The 18,772-nt window shown below is 70.5% G+C and carries 16 protein-coding genes; 9 read left to right on the forward strand and 7 right to left on the reverse strand.

All coding sequences use genetic code 11. The features are described 5' to 3' along the window. The first annotated feature begins 6 nt into the window (after positions 1–6). The 5 genes from Q0818_RS01545 (at position 7) to Q0818_RS01565 (ending at position 5,942) form a co-directional block, all read left to right on the forward strand. A complete protein-coding gene (locus Q0818_RS01545) occupies positions 7–1,281 on the forward strand; it encodes an ABC transporter substrate-binding protein (protein ID WP_298870544.1) in 1,275 nt (424 codons plus the stop codon). 145 nt (positions 1,282–1,426) lie between these two features. Then, positions 1,427–2,509, forward strand: coding sequence for a carbohydrate ABC transporter permease (locus tag Q0818_RS01550; RefSeq protein WP_298870545.1), 1,083 nt, complete (start codon positions 1,427–1,429; stop codon positions 2,507–2,509). Further along, complete coding sequence (locus Q0818_RS01555; protein WP_298870546.1) at positions 2,506–3,411, forward strand: carbohydrate ABC transporter permease; 906 nt, start codon at positions 2,506–2,508, stop codon at positions 3,409–3,411. Before Q0818_RS01550 ends, Q0818_RS01555 begins: the two co-directional genes overlap by 4 nt. A 29-nt stretch (positions 3,412–3,440) precedes the next feature. Then, the gene (locus tag Q0818_RS01560) at positions 3,441–4,895 is read left to right on the forward strand and encodes a family 1 glycosylhydrolase (protein WP_298870547.1); all 1,455 of its coding nucleotides are present in this window, start codon (positions 3,441–3,443) and stop codon (positions 4,893–4,895) included. A gap of 33 nt (positions 4,896–4,928) precedes the next feature. Next, entirely contained in the window at positions 4,929–5,942 is a 1,014-nt protein-coding gene (locus tag Q0818_RS01565) for a LacI family DNA-binding transcriptional regulator (protein ID WP_298870549.1), read from the forward strand. Here Q0818_RS01565 and Q0818_RS01570 read toward each other — a convergent pair whose 3' ends face one another. From Q0818_RS01570 to Q0818_RS01590, 5 genes are all read right to left on the reverse strand, one after another. Next, complete coding sequence (locus tag Q0818_RS01570; protein ID WP_298870551.1) at positions 5,943–6,734, reverse strand: MerR family transcriptional regulator; 792 nt, start codon at positions 6,732–6,734, stop codon at positions 5,943–5,945. Continuing rightward, positions 6,727–7,239 (reverse strand): VOC family protein, encoded by a 513-nt coding sequence (locus Q0818_RS01575; protein ID WP_298870553.1) that lies wholly within the window; start codon positions 7,237–7,239, stop codon positions 6,727–6,729. The genes Q0818_RS01570 and Q0818_RS01575 overlap by 8 nt, the downstream gene beginning before the upstream one ends. Before the next feature lie 175 nt (positions 7,240–7,414). Next, positions 7,415–8,746, reverse strand: coding sequence for a Na+/H+ antiporter NhaA (gene nhaA / locus Q0818_RS01580; RefSeq protein ID WP_298870554.1), 1,332 nt, complete (start codon positions 8,744–8,746; stop codon positions 7,415–7,417). Positions 8,747–8,996: 250 nt separating this feature from the next. Continuing rightward, complete coding sequence (locus Q0818_RS01585) at positions 8,997–10,334, reverse strand: solute carrier family 23 protein (protein ID WP_298870556.1); 1,338 nt, start codon at positions 10,332–10,334, stop codon at positions 8,997–8,999. A gap of 158 nt (positions 10,335–10,492) precedes the next feature. Continuing rightward, complete coding sequence (locus Q0818_RS01590; RefSeq protein ID WP_298870558.1) at positions 10,493–11,425, reverse strand: phosphoribosylaminoimidazolesuccinocarboxamide synthase; 933 nt, start codon at positions 11,423–11,425, stop codon at positions 10,493–10,495. Between the two features lie 112 nt (positions 11,426–11,537). Here Q0818_RS01590 and Q0818_RS01595 point away from each other — a divergent pair, with 112 nt between their 5' ends. The 3 genes from Q0818_RS01595 to Q0818_RS01605 all read left to right on the forward strand — a co-directional run bounded on the left by Q0818_RS01595 (position 11,538) and on the right by Q0818_RS01605 (position 15,756). Beyond that, entirely contained in the window at positions 11,538–13,304 is a 1,767-nt protein-coding gene (locus Q0818_RS01595; protein WP_298870559.1) for a BCCT family transporter, read from the forward strand. 254 nt (positions 13,305–13,558) lie between these two features. Beyond that, positions 13,559–14,182: a PadR family transcriptional regulator gene (locus Q0818_RS01600; protein ID WP_298870562.1), complete on the forward strand. Its 624-nt coding sequence runs from the start codon at positions 13,559–13,561 to the stop codon at positions 14,180–14,182. Then, complete coding sequence (locus Q0818_RS01605) at positions 14,179–15,756, forward strand: MFS transporter (protein WP_298870564.1); 1,578 nt, start codon at positions 14,179–14,181, stop codon at positions 15,754–15,756. The genes Q0818_RS01600 and Q0818_RS01605 overlap by 4 nt, the downstream gene beginning before the upstream one ends. A 171-nt stretch (positions 15,757–15,927) precedes the next feature. Here the strand turns inward: Q0818_RS01605 and Q0818_RS01610 are convergent, their stop codons facing one another. After that, complete coding sequence (locus tag Q0818_RS01610) at positions 15,928–16,521, reverse strand: class I SAM-dependent methyltransferase (RefSeq protein WP_298870569.1); 594 nt, start codon at positions 16,519–16,521, stop codon at positions 15,928–15,930. Positions 16,522–16,532: 11 nt separating this feature from the next. Then, positions 16,533–17,804, reverse strand: coding sequence for a phosphoribosylamine--glycine ligase (purD, locus tag Q0818_RS01615; protein ID WP_298870574.1), 1,272 nt, complete (start codon positions 17,802–17,804; stop codon positions 16,533–16,535). Positions 17,805–18,103: 299 nt separating this feature from the next. Here purD and Q0818_RS01620 point away from each other — a divergent pair, with 299 nt between their 5' ends. Beyond that, positions 18,104–18,460 (forward strand): sterol carrier family protein, encoded by a 357-nt coding sequence (locus Q0818_RS01620; RefSeq protein WP_076673345.1) that lies wholly within the window; start codon positions 18,104–18,106, stop codon positions 18,458–18,460. Positions 18,461–18,772: the final 312 nt, after the last annotated feature.

The following is an 18,772-nucleotide window of genomic DNA, read 5'->3' on the forward strand; positions in this document are numbered from 1 at the left end:
TGATCTGTGAACACCCATGCCCTGCGCCGGACCGCGCTCGTCGCCGCGGTCGCGTCCACCTCCGCCCTCGTCCTCGCCGGCTGCTCCGGCGCCGGGGGCTCCGCCTCGGGCGGAGACGGCGACGTGACCCTCACCATCGCCACCTTCAACGACTTCGGGTACACCGATGCGCTCCTGCAGGAGTACATGGACGCGCACCCGAACGTGAAGATCGTGCACAACAAGGCCGCGACCAGCAACGAGGCCCGTGAGAACTACTTCCAGAAGCTCGGCAAGACCGGCCTCGCCGACATCGAGGCCATCGAGGTCGACTGGCTGCCCGAGGTCATGGAGTACGCCGACCTGCTCGCCCCTGTGCCCGACGACCTCAAGAGCCGCTGGCTCGACTACAAGGTCGAGGCCGCGACCAGCGCCGACGGCAAGCTCGTCGGCTACGGCACCGACATCGGACCCGAGGGCGTCTGCTACCGCTCCGACCTGTTCGCCGCGGCGGGCCTGCCCACCGATCGCGCCGAGGTCGCCAAGATGCTCGAGGGCGACTGGTCCACCTACTTCGCCGCGGGCGACAAGTACGTCGCGGCGACCGGCAAGGCGTTCTTCGACTCCGCCGGCGGCACGTACCAGGGCGCGATCAACCAGGTCGAGGCCGCCTACGAGAACCCGGATGACGGCTCGATCATCGCCACGAGCAACCCCGAGGTCGAGAAGATCTACGACCAGGTGCTCGCCGCCAGCGCGACGCAGTCCGCGCACCTCGGCCAGTGGTCCGACGACTGGTTCGCCGGCCTGTCGAACGGCGCGTTCGCCACGATGCTCTGCCCCGGCTGGATGCTCGGCGTGATCGAGGGCAACGCGCCCGAGGTGACGGGCTGGGACATCGCGAACGTCTTCCCCGGCGGGGCGGGCAACTGGGGAGGGTCGTACCTGACCGTCCCCGGCAACGGCAAGAACGTCGAGGCGGCGCAGGAGCTCGCCGACTGGCTCACCGACCCCGAGACCCAGGTCAAGGCGTTCGAGAACGCGGGCACCTTCCCGAGCCAGACCGACGCGCTGAAGGCCGACGCCCTCACCGGCAGCGTCAACGCCTACTTCAACGACGCCCCCGTCGGCGAGATGCTCTCCGAGCGCGCGCAGGCCGTGAAGGTCTCGCCGTACAAGGGCCAGTTCTACTTCCAGATCAACGACGCGATGCAGAAGGCCCTGACCCGCGTCGAGGACGGCACGCAGAGCGCCGACGAGTCCTGGAAGCAGTGGGCGACCGAGGTCGACGCCCTGTCCTGACCGCGCGAACGGATGCCAGGGGGTTCGCACCCCTGGCATCCGTCGCCCGTCCCCCTTCTCGCGTGAGGGGCCGGTGATCGTCGCCGAGGCATCGTCGCCGGCGACGGATTTCCGCCCCTCACGCGGCAGAAACGGAGCACAAGCCGTGACCAGCACACTCGAGCGACCCACGCCGGTCGCCGCGCCTCGGGCCCGCGAACCGCGGCGCCTCGGCTTCGGCCGGAGCCGCCGCAGCGCGTGGGACCTCAAGCTCTCGCCCTACCTCTACATCTCGCCGTTCTTCATCCTGTTCGCGATCACGGGTCTGTTCCCCATCGCGTACACCGCCGTGATCTCTTTCATGGACTGGGACCTGGTCCGCAACTCCGGCGAGTTCATCGGTTTCGACCAGTACGCGTGGGTGCTGTCGCAGCCCAAGTTCTGGATCGCGCTGCGCAACACCTTCAGCATCTTCCTGCTCTCCAGCGTCCCCCAGCTGATCATCGCGATCTTCATCGCCGCGATGCTCGACCAGAACATCCGCGCCAAGACCTTCTGGCGCATGAGCGTGCTGATCCCCTACGTCATGGCTCCCGTGGCCGTGGCCCTCATCTTCAGCAACATGTTCGGCGACCAGTACGGCGTGGTGAACACCACGCTGCAGAACCTCGGCTTGCCCGCCGTCCCGTGGCACTCCGACGCGTTCGCGAGTCACATCGCCATCGCGACGATGGTCAACTTCCGCTGGACCGGGTACAACACCCTCATCCTGCTCGCCGCGATGCAGGCGATCCCGCGCGAGTACTACGAGGCGGCGACGGTCGACGGTGCCGGCAAGGTCCGCCAGTTCTTCTCCATCACGCTGCCGAGCCTGAAGCCCACGCTGATCTTCGTCATCATCACCGCCACCATCGGCGGCCTGCAGATCTTCGACGAGCCGCGCATGTACGACCAGTACGGCACCGGCGGCGCCGACAACCAATGGCTCACCGTGACCCTGTGGCTCTACAACGTCGGATGGGGGGAGTGGAACTTCGGCCGTGCCGCAGCCCTCGCCTGGATCCTGTTCCTGATCATCCTCGCCATCGGCGCGATCAACATGATCGTCACGCGCTTGCTCGTGCGCGACGACGGCACCCGCGACCCCCGCAGCCGCCGCGAGCGCCGGGTGCAGGCGCGCGCCGCGAGACAACGAATGATGGCGGATGCCGCATCGGTCGGCATCCGCGGAGAGGAGACGCGTCGATGACCGCCGTCAACGCCGCCCCCGTCCCGATCGTGGAGCGCGACGCCCCGTCGCCCGCGCGCCGGCGCCCCCGCGCGGTGCGCGGCTCGCGGCCCGGCTGGATCGTCTACGCCACCCTCGGTGCGGTGCTGCTGGCCAGCGTCTTCCCGTTCTACTGGTCGTTGCTCATCGGCTCGGGCGACTCGTCCACGATCCGCGACGCGAACCGCTCGTGGATCCCCGGAGGGAACTTCCTCGCCAACGCCGCTGCGGTGATCGGCGACCCCGCGGTCAACTTCTGGCCGGCGCTGCTCAACTCGATCATCAGCTCCGGCCTGATCGCGGCATCCGTCGTCTTCTTCTCCACCCTCGCGGGATGGGCGTTCGCGAAGCTGCGCTTCCGTGGCGGCCCCTGGCTGCTCGTGTTCGTCGTGGGGACCATGGCGGTGCCGATGCAGCTGGGGGTGGTTCCGCTCTACATCCTGTTCAGCGAGCTCGGCTGGACCGGGCAGCTCGGCGCGATCATCATCCCGGCCCTCACGAGCGCCTTCGGGGTGTTCTGGATGACGCAGTACCTGCGCCAGGCCGTCCCCGACGAGCTGATCGAGGCGGCACGCGTCGACGGGGCGAGCTCGTTCCGCACCTTCCTCACGGTGGGGGCGCCGGCCGCGCGTCCCGCGGCGGCGATGCTGGGACTGTTCACCTTCGTGAGCGCCTGGAACAACTTCTTCTGGCCGTTCATCGTGCTCGACCGCCAGAACCCGACCCTGCCGGTGGCTCTCTCGCTGCTGCAGTCCAACTACTTCGTCGACTACTCGATCGTGCTCGCGGGAGTGCTGCTGTCGACGATCCCGCTCCTGCTTCTGTTCGTCTTCGCGGGCAAGCAGCTGGTCAGTGGCATCATGCAAGGGGCGGTCAAGGGATGACCCTCGCGCCCACGGAAGGAACCCGAACAATGTCCGACACCCGAGCCTTCCCCGAGGGCTTCCTCTTCGGTGCCGCCACGGCGGCCTACCAGATCGAGGGGGCGGCGTTCGAAGACGGCCGCACCGCCTCGATCTGGGACGCCTTCAGCCGTGTCCCGGATGCCGTGATCAACGCCGACAACGGCGATGTCGCGTGCGATCACTACCACCGCTACGCCGACGACGTGCAGCTGATGAAGCAGCTCGGCCTGCAGACCTACCGCTTCTCGACCTCGTGGTCGCGCGTGCGCCCCGACGGCGGCCCGCTCAACGCGAAGGGCGTCGACTTCTACAAGCGTCTCGTCGACGAGCTGCTGGATGCCGGCATCCTGCCCTGGCTGACCCTGTATCACTGGGACCTCCCGCAGGCGCTGCAGGAGAAGGGCGGGTGGACCGTGCGCGAGACGAGCGACCGGTTCACCGAATACGCGCTCGACATGCACGACGCCCTCGGCGACCGCGTCGACGTGTGGACGACCCTGAACGAGCCGTGGTGCTCGTCGTTCCTCAGCTACACCGCCGGCATCCACGCCCCGGGGCACTACTCGCAGGCCGAGGGCATGCTCGCCGCGCATCACCTGCTGCTCGGGCACGGTCAGACCGTGCGGGAGCTGCGTTCTCGCGACGCCTCGCTGAACCTGGGGCTCACGCTGAACCTCACGGTGGCGGATGCCGTCGACCCGGCCGATCCGGCCGACCTCGACGCCGCGCGCCGCATCGACGGGCAGTTCAACCGCTGGTTCCTCGACCCGATCTTCCGCGGGTCGTACCCGGCCGACATCATCAGGGATTTCCGCGACACCGACGCGGAGGCCGTGGCGCGCTGGCAGGAGGCCGTCCAGCCCGGCGACCTCGAGGTCATCTCGACCCCGATCGACTCGCTCGGCGTGAACTACTACCACGGTGAGCTCGTCGGCGGCACACCGCCCGAGGTCGACCCGCCCGCGGGCGACGCTCCGACGGTTCGACCGATCGGGGTCCCCTTCCCGGCGCACGAGAAGCTCTACTGGCACGACCGCGGACTCCCGCGCACGAACATGGGCTGGGAGGTTCAGCCCGAGGGTCTCACCCGCCTGCTCGAGCGCGTGAGCGGTGAGTACGCGGCCGAAGCGGGCGTGGCGCTGTACGTCACCGAGAACGGGGCGGCCTACGACGACGAGATGGTCGACGACGACGGCGAGAAGCGCGTGCACGACGTCGACCGCGTCGAGTTCGTCGAGGCCCACCTCGGAGCCGTCCTCGACGCCGTGGACCACGGTGTGGACGTGCGCGGCTACTTCTACTGGTCGCTCATGGACAACTTCGAGTGGGCCTGGGGCTACGCCAAGCGGTTCGGCATCGTGTACGTCGATTACCCGACGCAGGAGCGCGTGCTCAAGGACTCGGGTCGGCAGTACGCTCGCATCATCGCCGAGCGTGCTCTGGCCGCGGTCCCCGCGGTCTAGAGCTCGCCCGCCGGGTTCGCAGGAGGCAGGGCTATGGAGATCGCTCCCGTTCGCGGTACCGCCACGATCGAAGAAGTCGCGGCGCGGGCCGGTGTCTCCCGCTCGACCGTGTCACGCGTGGTCAACGGTTCCACGGCCGTGTCTCCCTCCGCACTCGAGGCCGTGCGCCGCGCGATCGACGAACTGCAATACGTTCCCAATCGCGCGGCGCGCTCTCTCGCCAGCCGGCAGACGCGGGCGATCGCGTTGGTCATCCCCGAGCAGACCGACCGCTTCTTCGGCGATCCGTTCTTCGCGTCGATCGTCGCCGGCATCGGCGAAGTGATCGGCGAGAGCGACTACATCATGAACATGCTGATCGCCAGCGACGACGCGAGCGCCAAGGCGCTCGGCTACCTCCGAGGGGGCAGCGTTGACGGGGCGATCGTGGCCTCGCACCACACCAGCGACACCTTCCTCGATCGCGTCGCCGACGTGGTGCCCGTCGTCTACGGCGGGCGACCGGCGCGGGTGCGCGCCGACGACTACTACGTCGACGTCGACAACGTCGAGGGCGGTCGAGTCGCCACCGCCTACCTGCTGGCCCGTGGGCACCGCCGCATCGCGACCGTGTCGGGACCGGACGACATGCCGGCCGGCATCGACCGTCTGCAGGGGTTCCGCGACGCGATGGTCGAGGCGGGAGTGGAGCCCGTGGCCGTCGAGAACGGCGACTTCACCGAGATGGGCGGCGCGCTGGCCATGACGCGGGTGCTGGCGTCGGGCGAGCGGCCCGACGCGGTCTTCGTGGCGAGCGACCTCATGGCGCGCGGCGCCTACACGGTGCTGCGCGAGAAGGGCCTGGAGCCCGGTCGCGACATCGCCGTCATGGGCTTCGACGACTCCGCGGTGTCGACCGCCCTCAGCCCCGCCCTGACCACCGTGCGTCAGCCCTCGCTCACGCAGGGGCGGTACATGGCATCCGTTCTGCTCGACATCCTCGCCGGGCGTCCCGCGGCCCACGCCACGATCCTGCCCACCGAGGTCATCGAGCGCGGCTCCGCCTGATCACTCCCACCGCGCGGTGTCGGGGTCGATGCCGTGCGCGCGGGCGCTCGCCTCGATCGCGTCGCGCAGCCAGGCCGCGAGTCCGGGGCGGATGCCGTCGTAGTGCGCCGCGAAGCGGGGGTCGTCGGCGTACATGCGACCGAGGTGCACCTGCATCTGCCGCGTGAGGGGGAAGTACTGCGAGAACACCTCGCGGTGGCGCTCGACGAGCGCCTCGGCCACCGGATCGCCGGGCCGCACGCCGGCGTCGACAGCGGCCCCCAGCTCGTGATCGAGGTCGGAGACCAGGCGTGTCACCGCCGCCCAGTCGTCGGCGGAACGGGATGCCGAACGCTCGGCATACTGCTGCCATTGCCGCGATCCGCCGTAGGCGTCCCGCGCTTCGGCGGGCCAGCCCGTGTCCCAGGCCGGTCCGAACGTCTCGCGCTGCTCGTCCTCGGACAGCAGGATGCCGTGCTCCTGCGCCGCGATCATGCGCTCGAGGTCCTCGTCGAGGACCTGCAGCTGCGCGATGCGCTGAGCGACCTGGGCCCGCTGGACGCGGAGCTGATCGGCCACGTCTCCGCCCGGCTCGTCGAGCACCGCGCGGATGGCATCGAGGTCGAGGCCGAGTTCTCGGTAGACCAGGATGCGACGGAGGCGATCGAGGTCGTCGTCGGTGTAGAACCGGTAACCGGCGCTCGAGCGCGCAGCCGGTCGCGCGAGTCCGATCTCGTCCCAGTGGTGCAGGGTGCGCACGGTCAGACCGAGTCGTGCGGCCGTCTCGCCCACCGGCATCCCGTGCTCAGCCATGCGACCCATCCTCGTCGACCCCGATGCCGACCGAGCGGAGATTCCGCCCCTCGGCGGACGCGGGGTCGAACACCTTGGCCGCGGTGAACAGCACGCGTGCGTTCTCGGGGGTGACGACCTCGACGTCGCGGGTGTTCCACGGGGTGTCGAGCATCTCGGGGGCGGCGCCGAGGGCGCGCAGCGACGACATCAGCGGCTCGATCTGGTCGAGGACGCACGCGAAGCTCATGCGAACGGGCGACGTCTCCGGGGCTGGCTCGCCGACCACGAGGAGGACGTCCTGGAACGCCCATCGGCGCAGGTGCACCATCTGGCCCGGGATGCCGAAGAGCTCGATGAATCCGAGACCGCGGGTCCAGAAGTCGACCGATGCCGTCAGGTCGGCGGTCGGCAGGGTGACGAACATGGGCATGCCGTAGATCCCCCGGTACACCGGCGGTGCGACGGCGTCCGGCCCCGGAGCGGGGACGGGGCTGATCTCGAAGGCATCGAAAATGTCGTTCATGACCCCAGGGTCGGCCCTCACGTCGCGTGAGGGTCAAGCGTCACGCGGCCCGACCACTCGACTCGGTGAGCACGATGGGCCGCGTCCGCGTCGGAAGCCCCCTCCGGGCGAGCGGTCCGCTCTCGATGCGGGTGCGTTCGGGGACCGCCCGCGCGTCGCCTCGGGGCGGAGGAGGTCAGCGCCGCGGCGACTCCGGCTGCTGGTACACGTCGGGGATGTCGTCGCCGTCGGCATCCACCTCTTCGGCGAGAGCCAGCTGCTTGTAGCGGCGGTTGCGTACGAGCAGCACGGCCGAGGCGAGGACGGATGCCAGCAGGGAGGCCGCCATGATCGCGATCTTCGCGTCGTCGGTGTGCGGGGAGCCGGCCGGGAAGCTGAGCTCAGCAATCAGCAGCGACACCGTGAACCCGATGCCGGCGAGCAGACCGACACCGGCGAGGTCGATCCATTTCAGCGCCGGGTCGAGGCGCACCTTCGTCACGAGGGTGAGCAGGCGCACGCCCAGCAGGATGCCGAGGGGCTTGCCCAGCACGAGACCGGCGACGACGCCGATGGTGACCGGGTCGGTCAGCGCGCGCACGACGCCCTCGCCGCCGCCCACGGCGACACCGGCGGCGAAGAACGCGAAGATCGGCACGGCGATGCCGCTCGAGAGCGGGCGGAAGCGGTGTTCGAACTGCTCGGCCAGGTCCATGCCGTGGTGGTCGGGCTGGCGGCGCGAGGCCGCCACGGGAATCGTGAACGCCAGGGCGACACCGGCGATCGTGGCGTGCACGCCCGAGGCGTGGAGGAACGCCCAGGCGGCGAATCCGATCGGCAGCAGCACGACCCACGCGCCCCACGCGTTGCGCGAGAACCACGCGCGCGCGCGGTGCGCGATGACGCCGTAGACCACGACGAGCGCGGCGAAGACGGCGAGAGGGATCAGCGCGATGTCGGTCGTGTAGAAGATGGCGATGATCGCGATCGCGATGAGGTCGTCGACGACCGCGAGCGTCAGCAGGAAGATGCGCAGCGGCCCGGGCAGGTGCGAGCCGACGAGAGCGAGGACGGCCACGGCGAAGGCGATGTCGGTGGCCGTGGGGATCGCCCACCCCGCCAGGAGGCTCGGCTGCGTGTGCACGATGGCGACGTAGATGAGGGCGGGCACGGCCACACCGGCGAACGCCGCGGTCACGGGGACGATGGCGGTGCCGAAGCGACGGAGACTGCCGGAGACGATCTCGCGCTTGAGCTCGAGGCCCACCATGAAGAAGAAGATCGCCAGGAGGCCGTCGGCCGCCCAGGATCCGACGCTGAGCTCGAGGTGCCACGGCTCGTACCCGAAGCGGAAGTCGCGCAGCGCGAAGTAGGCGTCGGCGGCGGGGGAGTTGGCCCAGATGATCGCGATGATCGCGGCGACCACGAGCAGCATCCCGCCGACGGACTCGCGGCGCAGCAACGTGGTCACGCGGTGGACTTCGCGGTAGCCCGGCCAGCTCGGCGCGCGCGTGTGGGTCTCGGTCATGGGGAGTATCCCTTCCGGGGTCGATCGACAGATCGTCGACCAGACTTCCCGACACGCCTCGACCATTCTACCCGGGCCGGCTGGGCGATGCCGGGGTGCGTCGACGATCGCCGAGACGACCCCCGGTGCCGAGGGGACCCGCGTTTCGTCCGAATCGCGGGTCCCCTCGATGACGGCGGGTCATCTCGCGGAACGCGGGCGGCGGGGGCGCGAGCGGCGCGGGCCGGGGCGGATGCCACGGCGACGCGCGTCAGGACGGGTCGCCGCCCAGCGGGCCCACGGCGGGGATCGGGCCGCCGTCGTCGGCGCCGGTCTTGCGGGCGCGCGCGATGGCGTTGCCGAGGTGGTAGATCACCAGGGCGGCGACGGAGCCGAGCACGATCGCGCCGAGCTGGAAGTCGCCCCACTGCATCGTGAATCCGGCGATCGCGAGCACGAGAGCGACGGCCCCGGTGTACTGGTTGACCGGGCGCGAGAAGTCGACGCGGTTGTCGACCCAGATCTTGATGCCGATGATGCCGATCAGGCCGTAGAGCGCGGTGGTCACTCCGCCCAGCACGCCCGGCGGGATGGTGTTGAACACCGCGCCGACCTTGGGCGAGAGGCTCAGCACGATCGCGGTGAGACCGGCGACCCAGTACACGGCCGTCGAGTAGACGCGGGTGGCGGCCATGACGCCGATGTTCTCGCCGTAGGTCGTCGTGCCCGAGCCGCCGAACGTGCCGGCCAGGGTCGTGGCCACACCGTCGGCGATGAGGGCGCGACCGGTGGAGCGGTTGGCCGTGGCATCCGTCATCGCGGCCACACCGCGAACGTGACCGACGTTCTCGGCCACGAGCACCAGGACGACGGGCAGGAACATCGCGATGACCGACCACGTCGCGGGAGAGGCGAAGTCGGCGATCTGGAAGGTCGGCAGGCCCACCCACGGCGCCTGCTCGACGACGGAGAAGTCGATGAGGATCTCGCCCGTGGTCAGCTGGATGATCACCGTGGCCACGTAGCCGACGATCACGCCGAGGAAGATCGAGATGCGTCCGAGGAAGCCGCGGAAGAGCACGCTGAACAGGATCACCGCGACGAGGGTGATCGTGCCGGGCAGCGGCTGCACCTGGAAGTTCGACCACGCCACCGGTGCGAGGTTGAATCCGATCAGCGCGACGATGGCCCCCGCCACGACGGGCGGCATGACCTTATCGACCCACCCGAGGCCGACGAACTGCACCACGAAGCCGATCGCGGCGAGCAGGACGCCGACGGCCACGATGCCCGCGAGGGCCGAGCCGGTGCCGGCGGTGGTCGTGGCGGCCGTGATGGGCGCGATGAACGCGAACGACGAGCCCAGGTAGCTGGGGAGGCGGTTCTTCGTGACGAGCAGGAACAGCAGGGTGCCCACACCCGAGAACAGCAGCGTCGTCGACACCGGGAAGCCGGTGAGCACGGGGACGAGGAACGTCGCGCCGAACATCGCGATGACGTGCTGGAGTCCGATCGCGATCGTCGCCCCCCAGTTCAGTCGCTCGCCCGGGGCGACGACGGCTCCGGGCGCGACGGTGCGGCCGTCGCCGTGCAGCTTCCAGCGGAACATGGTTCTCCTTGCGGGGGTGTGGTCGGGGGCCCTTCGACAGGCTCAGGGGCCGGTGCTCGGCCTCGTCGGTCGACGCCGACGCGGTGGCTGAGCCTGTCGAAGCGGTGGCTGAGCCTGTCGACGCGGTGGCTGAGCCTGTCGAAGCCTCCGCGGGCGGATCAGGATGCCGTGAGCAGGCCGAGCAGTGTCGCGTAGCGGTCGCGGGTGCGCTCGACGATCTCGGTGGGGAGGGCGGGAGGATCGCCCTGCTTGTCCCAGTTCTCGGACAGCCAGTTGCGCACGATCTGCTTGTCGAAGCTCGCCATGCGCTCGGCCGGGGTGGACCCGGTGCGCCAGGCCTCGGCATCCCAGTAGCGCGATGAATCGGAGGTGAGCACCTCGTCGGCGAGCGTGAGCACGCCCTCGGCGTCGTAGCCGAACTCGAACTTCGTGTCGGCGAGGATGAGGCCGCGCGCCTCGGCGGTGGCCGCCGCGCGGCGGTAGATCTCGAGCGACAGGTCGCGCAGGGCGGCGGCGGTGTCGGCGCCGACGATCTCGACCGAGCGCTCGAAGGTGATGTTCTCGTCGTGCTCGCCCATGGGCGCTTTCCACGCCGGCGTGTAGAGCGGTTCCGGAAGGCGGTCGCCATCGTGCAGTCCCTCGGGAAGGGGGATGCCGCACACCGTGCCCTCCGCGCGGTACTCGGCCCAGCCCGAGCCGGTGAGATAGCCGCGCACGACGCACTCGATCGGTTGCATGTCGAGCGAGCGCACGAGCATCGCGCGCCCCTGCACGGCATCCGGGATCAGAGGTTCCGCCTCGTCGCCCTGGAGTGCGTGGTCGGCGGCGAGGTGGTTCGGGACCGAGCGGCCCCCGTCGGCGCCGGCGAGCTGGTCGAACCACCACAGACTGAGGGTGGTCAGCAGGACTCCCTTGTCGGGGATGCCGGGGGAGAGCACCTGGTCGAACGCGCTGACGCGGTCGCTCGCGACGACGAGGAGGTGCGCGGGGGTGGCGTCATCGGCGGTGTCGGCGGGGACGTAGAGGTCGCGCACCTTGCCGGAGTAGACGTGGCGCCAGCCGGCGAGCTCGAGGGGGGAGGCGGAGGTCACCCGCTCATTATTGCGGGTACGCGAGAGGCGCACTCGCGCGAATTCTCGCACAACGACGTTCGCGGCGCCTGCCCCCCCGGGAGTCGCGGGGGCTCTCACTACCCTCGGAGGAATGACCGATGACACCTCCGGACCCGCGGTAGCCATCGATCCTCACGCGGGCAGCCGGCACAAGACCATCCGCGGCTGGGTGTTCTGGCCCGCCGCCGTGATCGCGCTGGCGTTCATCGCCTTCGCGCTCTTCTTCCCCGCCGCGGCCGAGGCCACCTTCGACACCGTGCAGACGACCATCGTGTCGACGTTCAACTGGTACTACGTGCTGATCGCGGCGTTCTTCGTCGTGTTCGCCCTGGCGATGGGCTTCAGCCGGTTCGGCAACATCAAGCTCGGTCAGGACGACGACGAGCCGGAGTTCTCGACGATGTCGTGGTTCGCGCTGCTCTTCGCCGCCGGCATGGGCATCGGTCTGGTGTTCTACGGCGTGAGCGAGCCGCTCAGCCACTTCGTCTCGCCGCGCCCCGGTGTCACCGGCACTCCCGCCGAGCTCGCGCAGCAGGCGATGTCGCAGACCTTCCTGCACTGGGGCGTGCACGCATGGTCGATCTACGTGGTGCTGGGTCTCGCCCTCGCCTACGCCTTCCACCGTCGCAAGCGGCCGCGCACGATCCGCTGGGCGCTCGAGCCGATCCTCGGTGCGCGTCTCGTGCAGGGTGGCTGGGGCAACGCGGTCGATGTCGCGGCCCTCGTCGGCACGCTCTTCGGGGTGGCGACCTCGCTCGGACTCGGCGTCATCCAGATCAGCGCCGGCCTGGACTTCCTCGGGGTCGTCCCGCCCTCGATCATCAGCCAGGCCGTCATCATCGGCATCATCACCGGCTTGGTGCTCTTCTCCGTGCTGTCGGGCGTCGGCAAGGGCATGAAGTGGCTCTCGAACATCAACCTCGTGCTCGCCGGGGTGCTGATGCTCTTCCTGCTCTTCGTCGGTCCCACCGAGTTCCTCCTGCGCGACGTCGTGCAGTCGATCGGCAATTACATCCAGAGCTTCGTCGGCCTCTCGTTCACCGTCAGCGCGTACGCGGGCGACGACGGCGTCGCCTGGCAGGGCGCGTGGACGGCGTTCTACTGGGGCTGGTGGATCTCGTGGGCCCCCTTCGTCGGCATCTTCATCGCACGCATCTCGCGCGGTCGCACCGTGCGCGAGTTCGTCGTCGGCGTGATCCTGGTGCCCACGCTCGTCGGCATCCTGTGGTTCACCGTGCTCGGGGGAACCGCGATCTACGGCGAGCTGACCGGAACGGCCTCGTACACGGGTGCGGACGGGTCGGTCGACGTCTCGACGGCGCTGTTCCAGATGCTCGAGGGCGTTCCGGGCTCCGCGGTGCTGATCGTCGGCTTCCTCATCCTCATCGCGGTGTTCTTCGTGACCTCCGCCGACTCCGGGGCGCTCGTGATGAGCATGATCGCCACCGGGGGCGAGGAGGAGCCCAAGAACTGGGTGCGCGTCTTCTTCGCGCTCGCCACCGCGGTGATCGCCTTCGCCCTGCTCATCGCGGGAGGCCTCACCGCCCTGCAGACCGCGGCGATCAGCATCGCGCTGCCGTTCAGTGTGGTGCTGCTCGCGATCTGCTGGGCGACGGTCGTGGCCTTCCGTCGCGAGATGAAGGCCTACGACAAGGCCGAGCGCGCCCAGTTGCGCGACTCGATCGGCCAGCACTACGGCCTCGAGGTCGAGGAGCCCAACCAGCGCGGCATCTTCGGCCTGCCCGCGCGGTGGCGCCGTCACCGGTCGGCCAGCGCTCCGGCCGGGACCCCCGCGGACGCGCCCGTCGCGGAGAAGGATGCCGCCGAGGCGGTGTCCGGCTCTCCCTCGTCGACTTGAGCCGAGTGCCCGTTCCGCGAAGACGCCGCCCCGGTCCGCCGGTGCGGCGTCTTCGTCATGAGGCGGCGTGACGCCGCGCGCAACCCCACCGGGCGCGGCATCCGTCCGGCGTTGACTGTCCCCGACATGCCGCGCTGCGCGCACCCCGCCGACGTGTCCGGGACACCCGACGTTCATCCGAGGGGTTCGTGGTCGCGGCGAAACGGGCGTATAGTCCATGTGGACTAGTCGACACGGACCATGAAGGGGGACGGATGCCGGAGACCAGCCGCCTCACCCCCGTGGGAGTGATGATCCTCGCGACGCTGCGCGAGGGCGACATGCACCCGTACGAGATGGTGCGCCTGCTCAAGGAGAGGCGCGACGACCGTCTCGTCCCTCTGCAGAAGGGCACGATCTACCACACGGTCGCCCGCCTCGAACGGGACGGCCTGCTCGCCGAGGTGGGCGTCGACCGCGAAGGCAACCGGCCCGAGCGCACGACCTACACACTCTTGGATGCCGGTCGCCACGCGGTGGAGGAGTGGGTGCGCGCCGAGCTTCCCCAGATCGAACGGGCGAACGACTTCCGGGTGGCCCTGTCGGAAGCGCACAACCTCGACCGCGACGAGGTCATCGCTCTGCTCGACCGGCGCCGCGAGCTGCTCCTGGCCTCCGTGGAGGAGCACCGCACCGGCCTGTCCGCCTCGGCCGTCGCCGAGACCCCCGAGCAATTCCTGGTCGAGCTGCAGCGGCAGTCCGCTCTGCTGGACGCCGAACTCGCGTGGCAGGACTCCCTGCGTGCGCGCCTCGCCGATCGTTCCCTTCCGTGGGGCATCGCCGAAATCCCCGAACACATCAAGAAGAAGCACCGCGTCTCAAAGGAGACCACCCCATGACCGACTCCCGCGCCGCCTCCGCGGCATCCGCCCCCACCGGGTCGACCCGCACCGGGTCGACCCGCACCACCGAACGCAGCCCCTGGCCCGCCCTCTGGGCGCTCGTCATCGGGTTCTTCATGATCCTGGTCGACACCACGATCGTGTCGGTCGCGAACCCCGCCATCAAGGCGGCCCTCGATCCGAACACCAACAACCTCGACAACGTGGTGTGGGTCACCAGCGCCTACCTGCTCACGTACGCCGTGCCGCTGCTGATCACCGGCCGCCTCGGCGACCGCTTCGGCCCGAAGAACGTCTACCTCACGGGCCTCGCGATCTTCACCCTCGCCTCGCTCGCCTGCGGTCTGGCCCCCTCGCTCGAGGTGCTCATCGCCGCTCGCGCCGTGCAGGGCCTGGGCGCCGCCCTCATGACCCCGCAGACGATGGCCGTCATCACCCGCACCTTCCCGCCGCAGAACCGCGGTGCGGCGATGGGCCTGTGGGGCGCCACCGCCGGTGTCGCGACCCTCGTCGGACCGCTCGCGGGCGGTCTGCTCGTCGACGGCCTCGGCTGGGAGTGGATCTTCTTCATCAACATCCCCGTCGGCGTGATCGGCTTCATCGCCGCCGTGATCCTGGTGCCGCAGCTGCCGAAGACCGCGCACAAATTCGACATCCTCGGGGTGATCCTGAGCGCGGTCGGCCTCTTCCTCATCGTCTTCGGGCTGCAGGAGGGCGAGCACTACTCGTGGGCCACGTGGATCTGGGTCATGGTCGCCGCCGGCGTCGCGGTCATGGGCCTGTTCATCTGGACGCAGGCGCGCAGCAAGGGCGAGCCCCTCGTGCCCCTGGACCTCTTCCGGGAGCGCAACTTCTCGGTCGCGAACCTCGCGATCGCCGCGGTGGGCTTCACCGTGACGAGCATGGCCCTGCCGCAGATGTTCTACCTGCAGCTCGCGCGCGGCCTCACCCCCACCGAGTCGGCTCTGCTGCTCATCCCGCTCGCGATCCTGTCGGGCGTACTCGCCCCCTTCGCCGGGAAGCTTCTCGACCGCACCGACCCGCGCTTCCTGCTCGTGCCCGGCCTGCTCCTGGTGGGCGGATCGCTCGGAATCTACGTCGCGCTCATCCTGAACGATGCCCCCATCTGGGCGTTCCTCATCCCGTCGGCGCTCATGGGCGTCGGAAACGCCGGCATGTGGGGCCCGCTCGCCACGACCGCGACCCGCAACCTGCCGCCGCGTCAGGCCGGGGCCGGTGCGGGCATCTACAACACCACCCGCACCGTCGGATCGGTGATCGGTTCGGCATCCATCGCCGCGTTCATGCAGGCGCGCCTCGAGGCGAACCTCCCCGGCGCGGCCGACGCCGACGCGAGCTTCGGCGGCGGAACCCTGCCGCCGCAGGTGGTCGAGGGCTTCTCCACCGCCATGGGCCAGTCGCTGGTGCTGCCGATCATCGTGATCGGTGTCGGCCTGATCGCCGTGCTGTTCATGCGTCGTCCGTCGGTGATCCGCCCGCACGGGGCGCCGCGCGATGCGGCCCCCGCACAGCAGGCCGCGCAGGCCGCTCCCGCCACCGCGAGGGAGTAGGACCTGGACCCCGGACGCCGTCACCCCGCGCGGGTGGCGGCGTTCGGCGTCGGGTGCACCAGGACGGCACCGTCAATCAAGCCGCGGTACGTCTTCTGCCACGCGAGGGTCTGGACGCCGCCACGGCCGCGGCATCCTCGACGCGTACCCGCTCGATCGCGATCCCCGTCGTCATCGTCGCGTGCCGATGAGCGCCCCTACCGGACGTTCGCCGCCTGTCGCGCGCGTGTGCGTCTCGTCCACGCGGAAGCCGGCGGCCTCCACCCGACGGGAGAGCTCGACGACGGGCCAGCGCCAGGCGCGGACGACGGCGTGGTCGAACGCCTCGATCTCGGGCCCGACGAAGAAGCCCAGGAGCAGGCTCCCTCCCGGACGCATCGTGCGCGCGAACTCGTCCAGCGGCGCCGAGATCGCCTCGGGCTCGTGGTGGACAGTCGAGAACCACGACAGGATGCCGCCGAACACGCCGTCGGCAGCGTCGAGCCGATCGATCGTGCCCACATCGAACCGGATGCCGGCATGCGCGACCTGCGCGTGCTCCACGAATCGCGGCGCGAGGTCGACTCCGCGCACGTGGAGGCCGAGGTCGGTCAGGTGCTGCGTCCAGTGGCCGGGGCCGCAGCCCGCGTCGAGCACCGGGCCCGCAAGCGCCGCGGCCCACGCGTCGACGGTCGCCCGGTCGACCGGATGCACGGCATCCATCGACCCGAGTGCCGCGATGTAGTCGGCGGCGCGGGCGTCGTAGGCCGCGGCGGTCGAGGTCATCGTCCGGGGGCTCAGTCCTGCGCGACCCTCGCGGCGATGTCGGTGCGGAACTGCCCGCCCTCGAGGCCGATGCGCTCGAGACCCGCATAGGCCGCTTCGCGCGCCTCGGCGAAGGTGGTTCCGGTCGCGACCACGGACAGCACGCGTCCGCCCGTCGCGATCAACTCGCCGTCGCGGTCGGCGGTGGCGGCGTGGGCGACGTGCACGCCGTCGACCTCCTCGGCCTCGTCGACACCGGTCAGCACGCGTCCGGTGAGCGGTGCCTCGGGGTATCCCTCGCTCGCGAGCACGACGGTCACGGCGGTGGCCTCGGCGAACGCCGGGCGGGGCTCGTCCTCGAGCGTTCCCGAGGCGGCCGCGAGCAGCAGTCGCGACAGCGGGTCGACCAGGCGCGGCAGCACGACCTGCGTCTCCGGGTCGCCGAAGCGGGCGTTGAACTCGATGACCTTCACGCCCTGCTCGGTGAGGATGAGTCCGGCGTAGAGCAGCCCGATGAACGGGGTGCCTTCCGCATCCATCTGGCGGATCACGGGCTCGGCGATCACGCGCGCGACGTGATCGACGAAGGTGTCTTCGTCGCCGAAGCGCTCCGAGAGCCACGGCAGCGGCGAGTAGGCGCCCATGCCGCCGGTGTTGGGGCCCTCGTCGCCGTCGCGCAGGCGCTTGAAGTCCTGCGCGGGGCTGAGGGGCGCGACGTGGTCGCCGTCGCTGAGGAAGAACAGCGAGACCTCGGGGCCGGAGAGGAATTCCTCGATGAGCACGGCGCCGGTCGGCAGATACGTCTCGGCGTGGGCGATCGCCGCGTCGCGGTCGGAGGTCACGATCACGCCCTTGCCCGCGGCCAGACCGTCGGCCTTGACCACGTAGGGCGCGCCGTACTCGTCGAGGGCGGCGGTGACGGAGGCGAGGTCGTGCGCGCGCGCCGAGCGTCCGGTGGGCACGCCCGCGGCATCCATGATGCGCTTCGCGTAGGTCTTCGACCCCTCGAGCTGGGCCGCGGCCTTGCCCGGACCGAAGACCGGGATGCCGTGCGCGCGCAGCGGATCGGCCACGCCGGCGACGAGCGGGGCCTCGGGTCCGACGACGACGAGGTCGATCGCCTCGTTTTTCGCGAAGGTCAGGACGGCGGTGGGGTCGAGGGGATCGAGGTCGACCAGGTGCGCCTCGCGCGCGATGCCGGCGTTGCCCGGCGCAGCGAAGATCGCGTGCGAGGCCTCCTCCGAGCGCAGGGCGAGGATGATGGCGTGCTCGCGCGCGCCCGAACCGAGGACCAGGATTCTCACGCGGCCAGCCTACCGAGCGGCGGGCGTCGGCTCCCGCGCGGGTTCTTGGGACGTCGCTTCCGGTTCGCCGCGGGCTGGCGTCGGTTCGCCGCGGGCTGCCGTCGCGGGGGGCGGGCGCAGGCTCCGTGATGCGCGCAACCTCCGTCGGGAGGGGCGTCGGGGAGCTGAGGTTGTGCGCATTGCTGAGGTTGTGCGCGGAAGCCCCTCGGAGCCGCCGCGTCCCGATCGTCGCCGCCCGGAGCCCCCGCCTCACCCTCGGCCCCGCCGCGCGCCCACCGGCCCCGGGTACCGTGGATGCCATGCCTCCCCGCCGCATCGAGACCGGAGACGGACGCGCGGCGCTCGCCGCCGTCGCCGCCGGAGACGCCCCGCGCCCGGCGACCGCCACCGCGGTGCGCTACCTGCTGCAGCTCCTGGCCGAGAAGGCGCCGGGGAACTCGGTCGAGATGCGCGTGCCGCCCTTCGGCGCCGTGCAGGTGATCGAGGGTCCCCGCCACACGCGCGGCACCCCGCCCAACGTCGTCGAGACCGACGCCGCGACCTGGATCGCCGTCGCCACCGGCGAGGAGCACTGGACGGATGCCGTGACCGCCGGCCGCATCGTCGCCTCCGGCGTGCGCGCCGACCTGAGCGCGCTGCTCCCGCTGCGCCCTTAGGCCCCCGCCTCCGCCCCGCCCGCCCCGCGGCGCCGCCGCCCCGGGCCTCAACGACACCGACGCCCGCCTCGCGGATGCCATCGACCCCAACGCGATCCTCGTCGACAAATTCACCGCCGCAGAGACAGAGCTCGACCGGCTCCGCGGCTCGAGCCTCCCTCTCGACGCCGAGAGTTGGCGCAAGATCCAAGCCGCGGCCCCCGCCGAGCTCACGATCGTCGCCCAGCACGCGCAGCGCCCCGCGGGAGCCCTCCGCCGACTGTTCACCCGCCGATGACCACACCCACCACCGCAGGAGCACCCGTGAACAGC

Source organism: uncultured Microbacterium sp., assembly GCF_947489255.1.
Classification (GTDB): domain Bacteria; phylum Actinomycetota; class Actinomycetes; order Actinomycetales; family Microbacteriaceae; genus Microbacterium; species Microbacterium phycohabitans.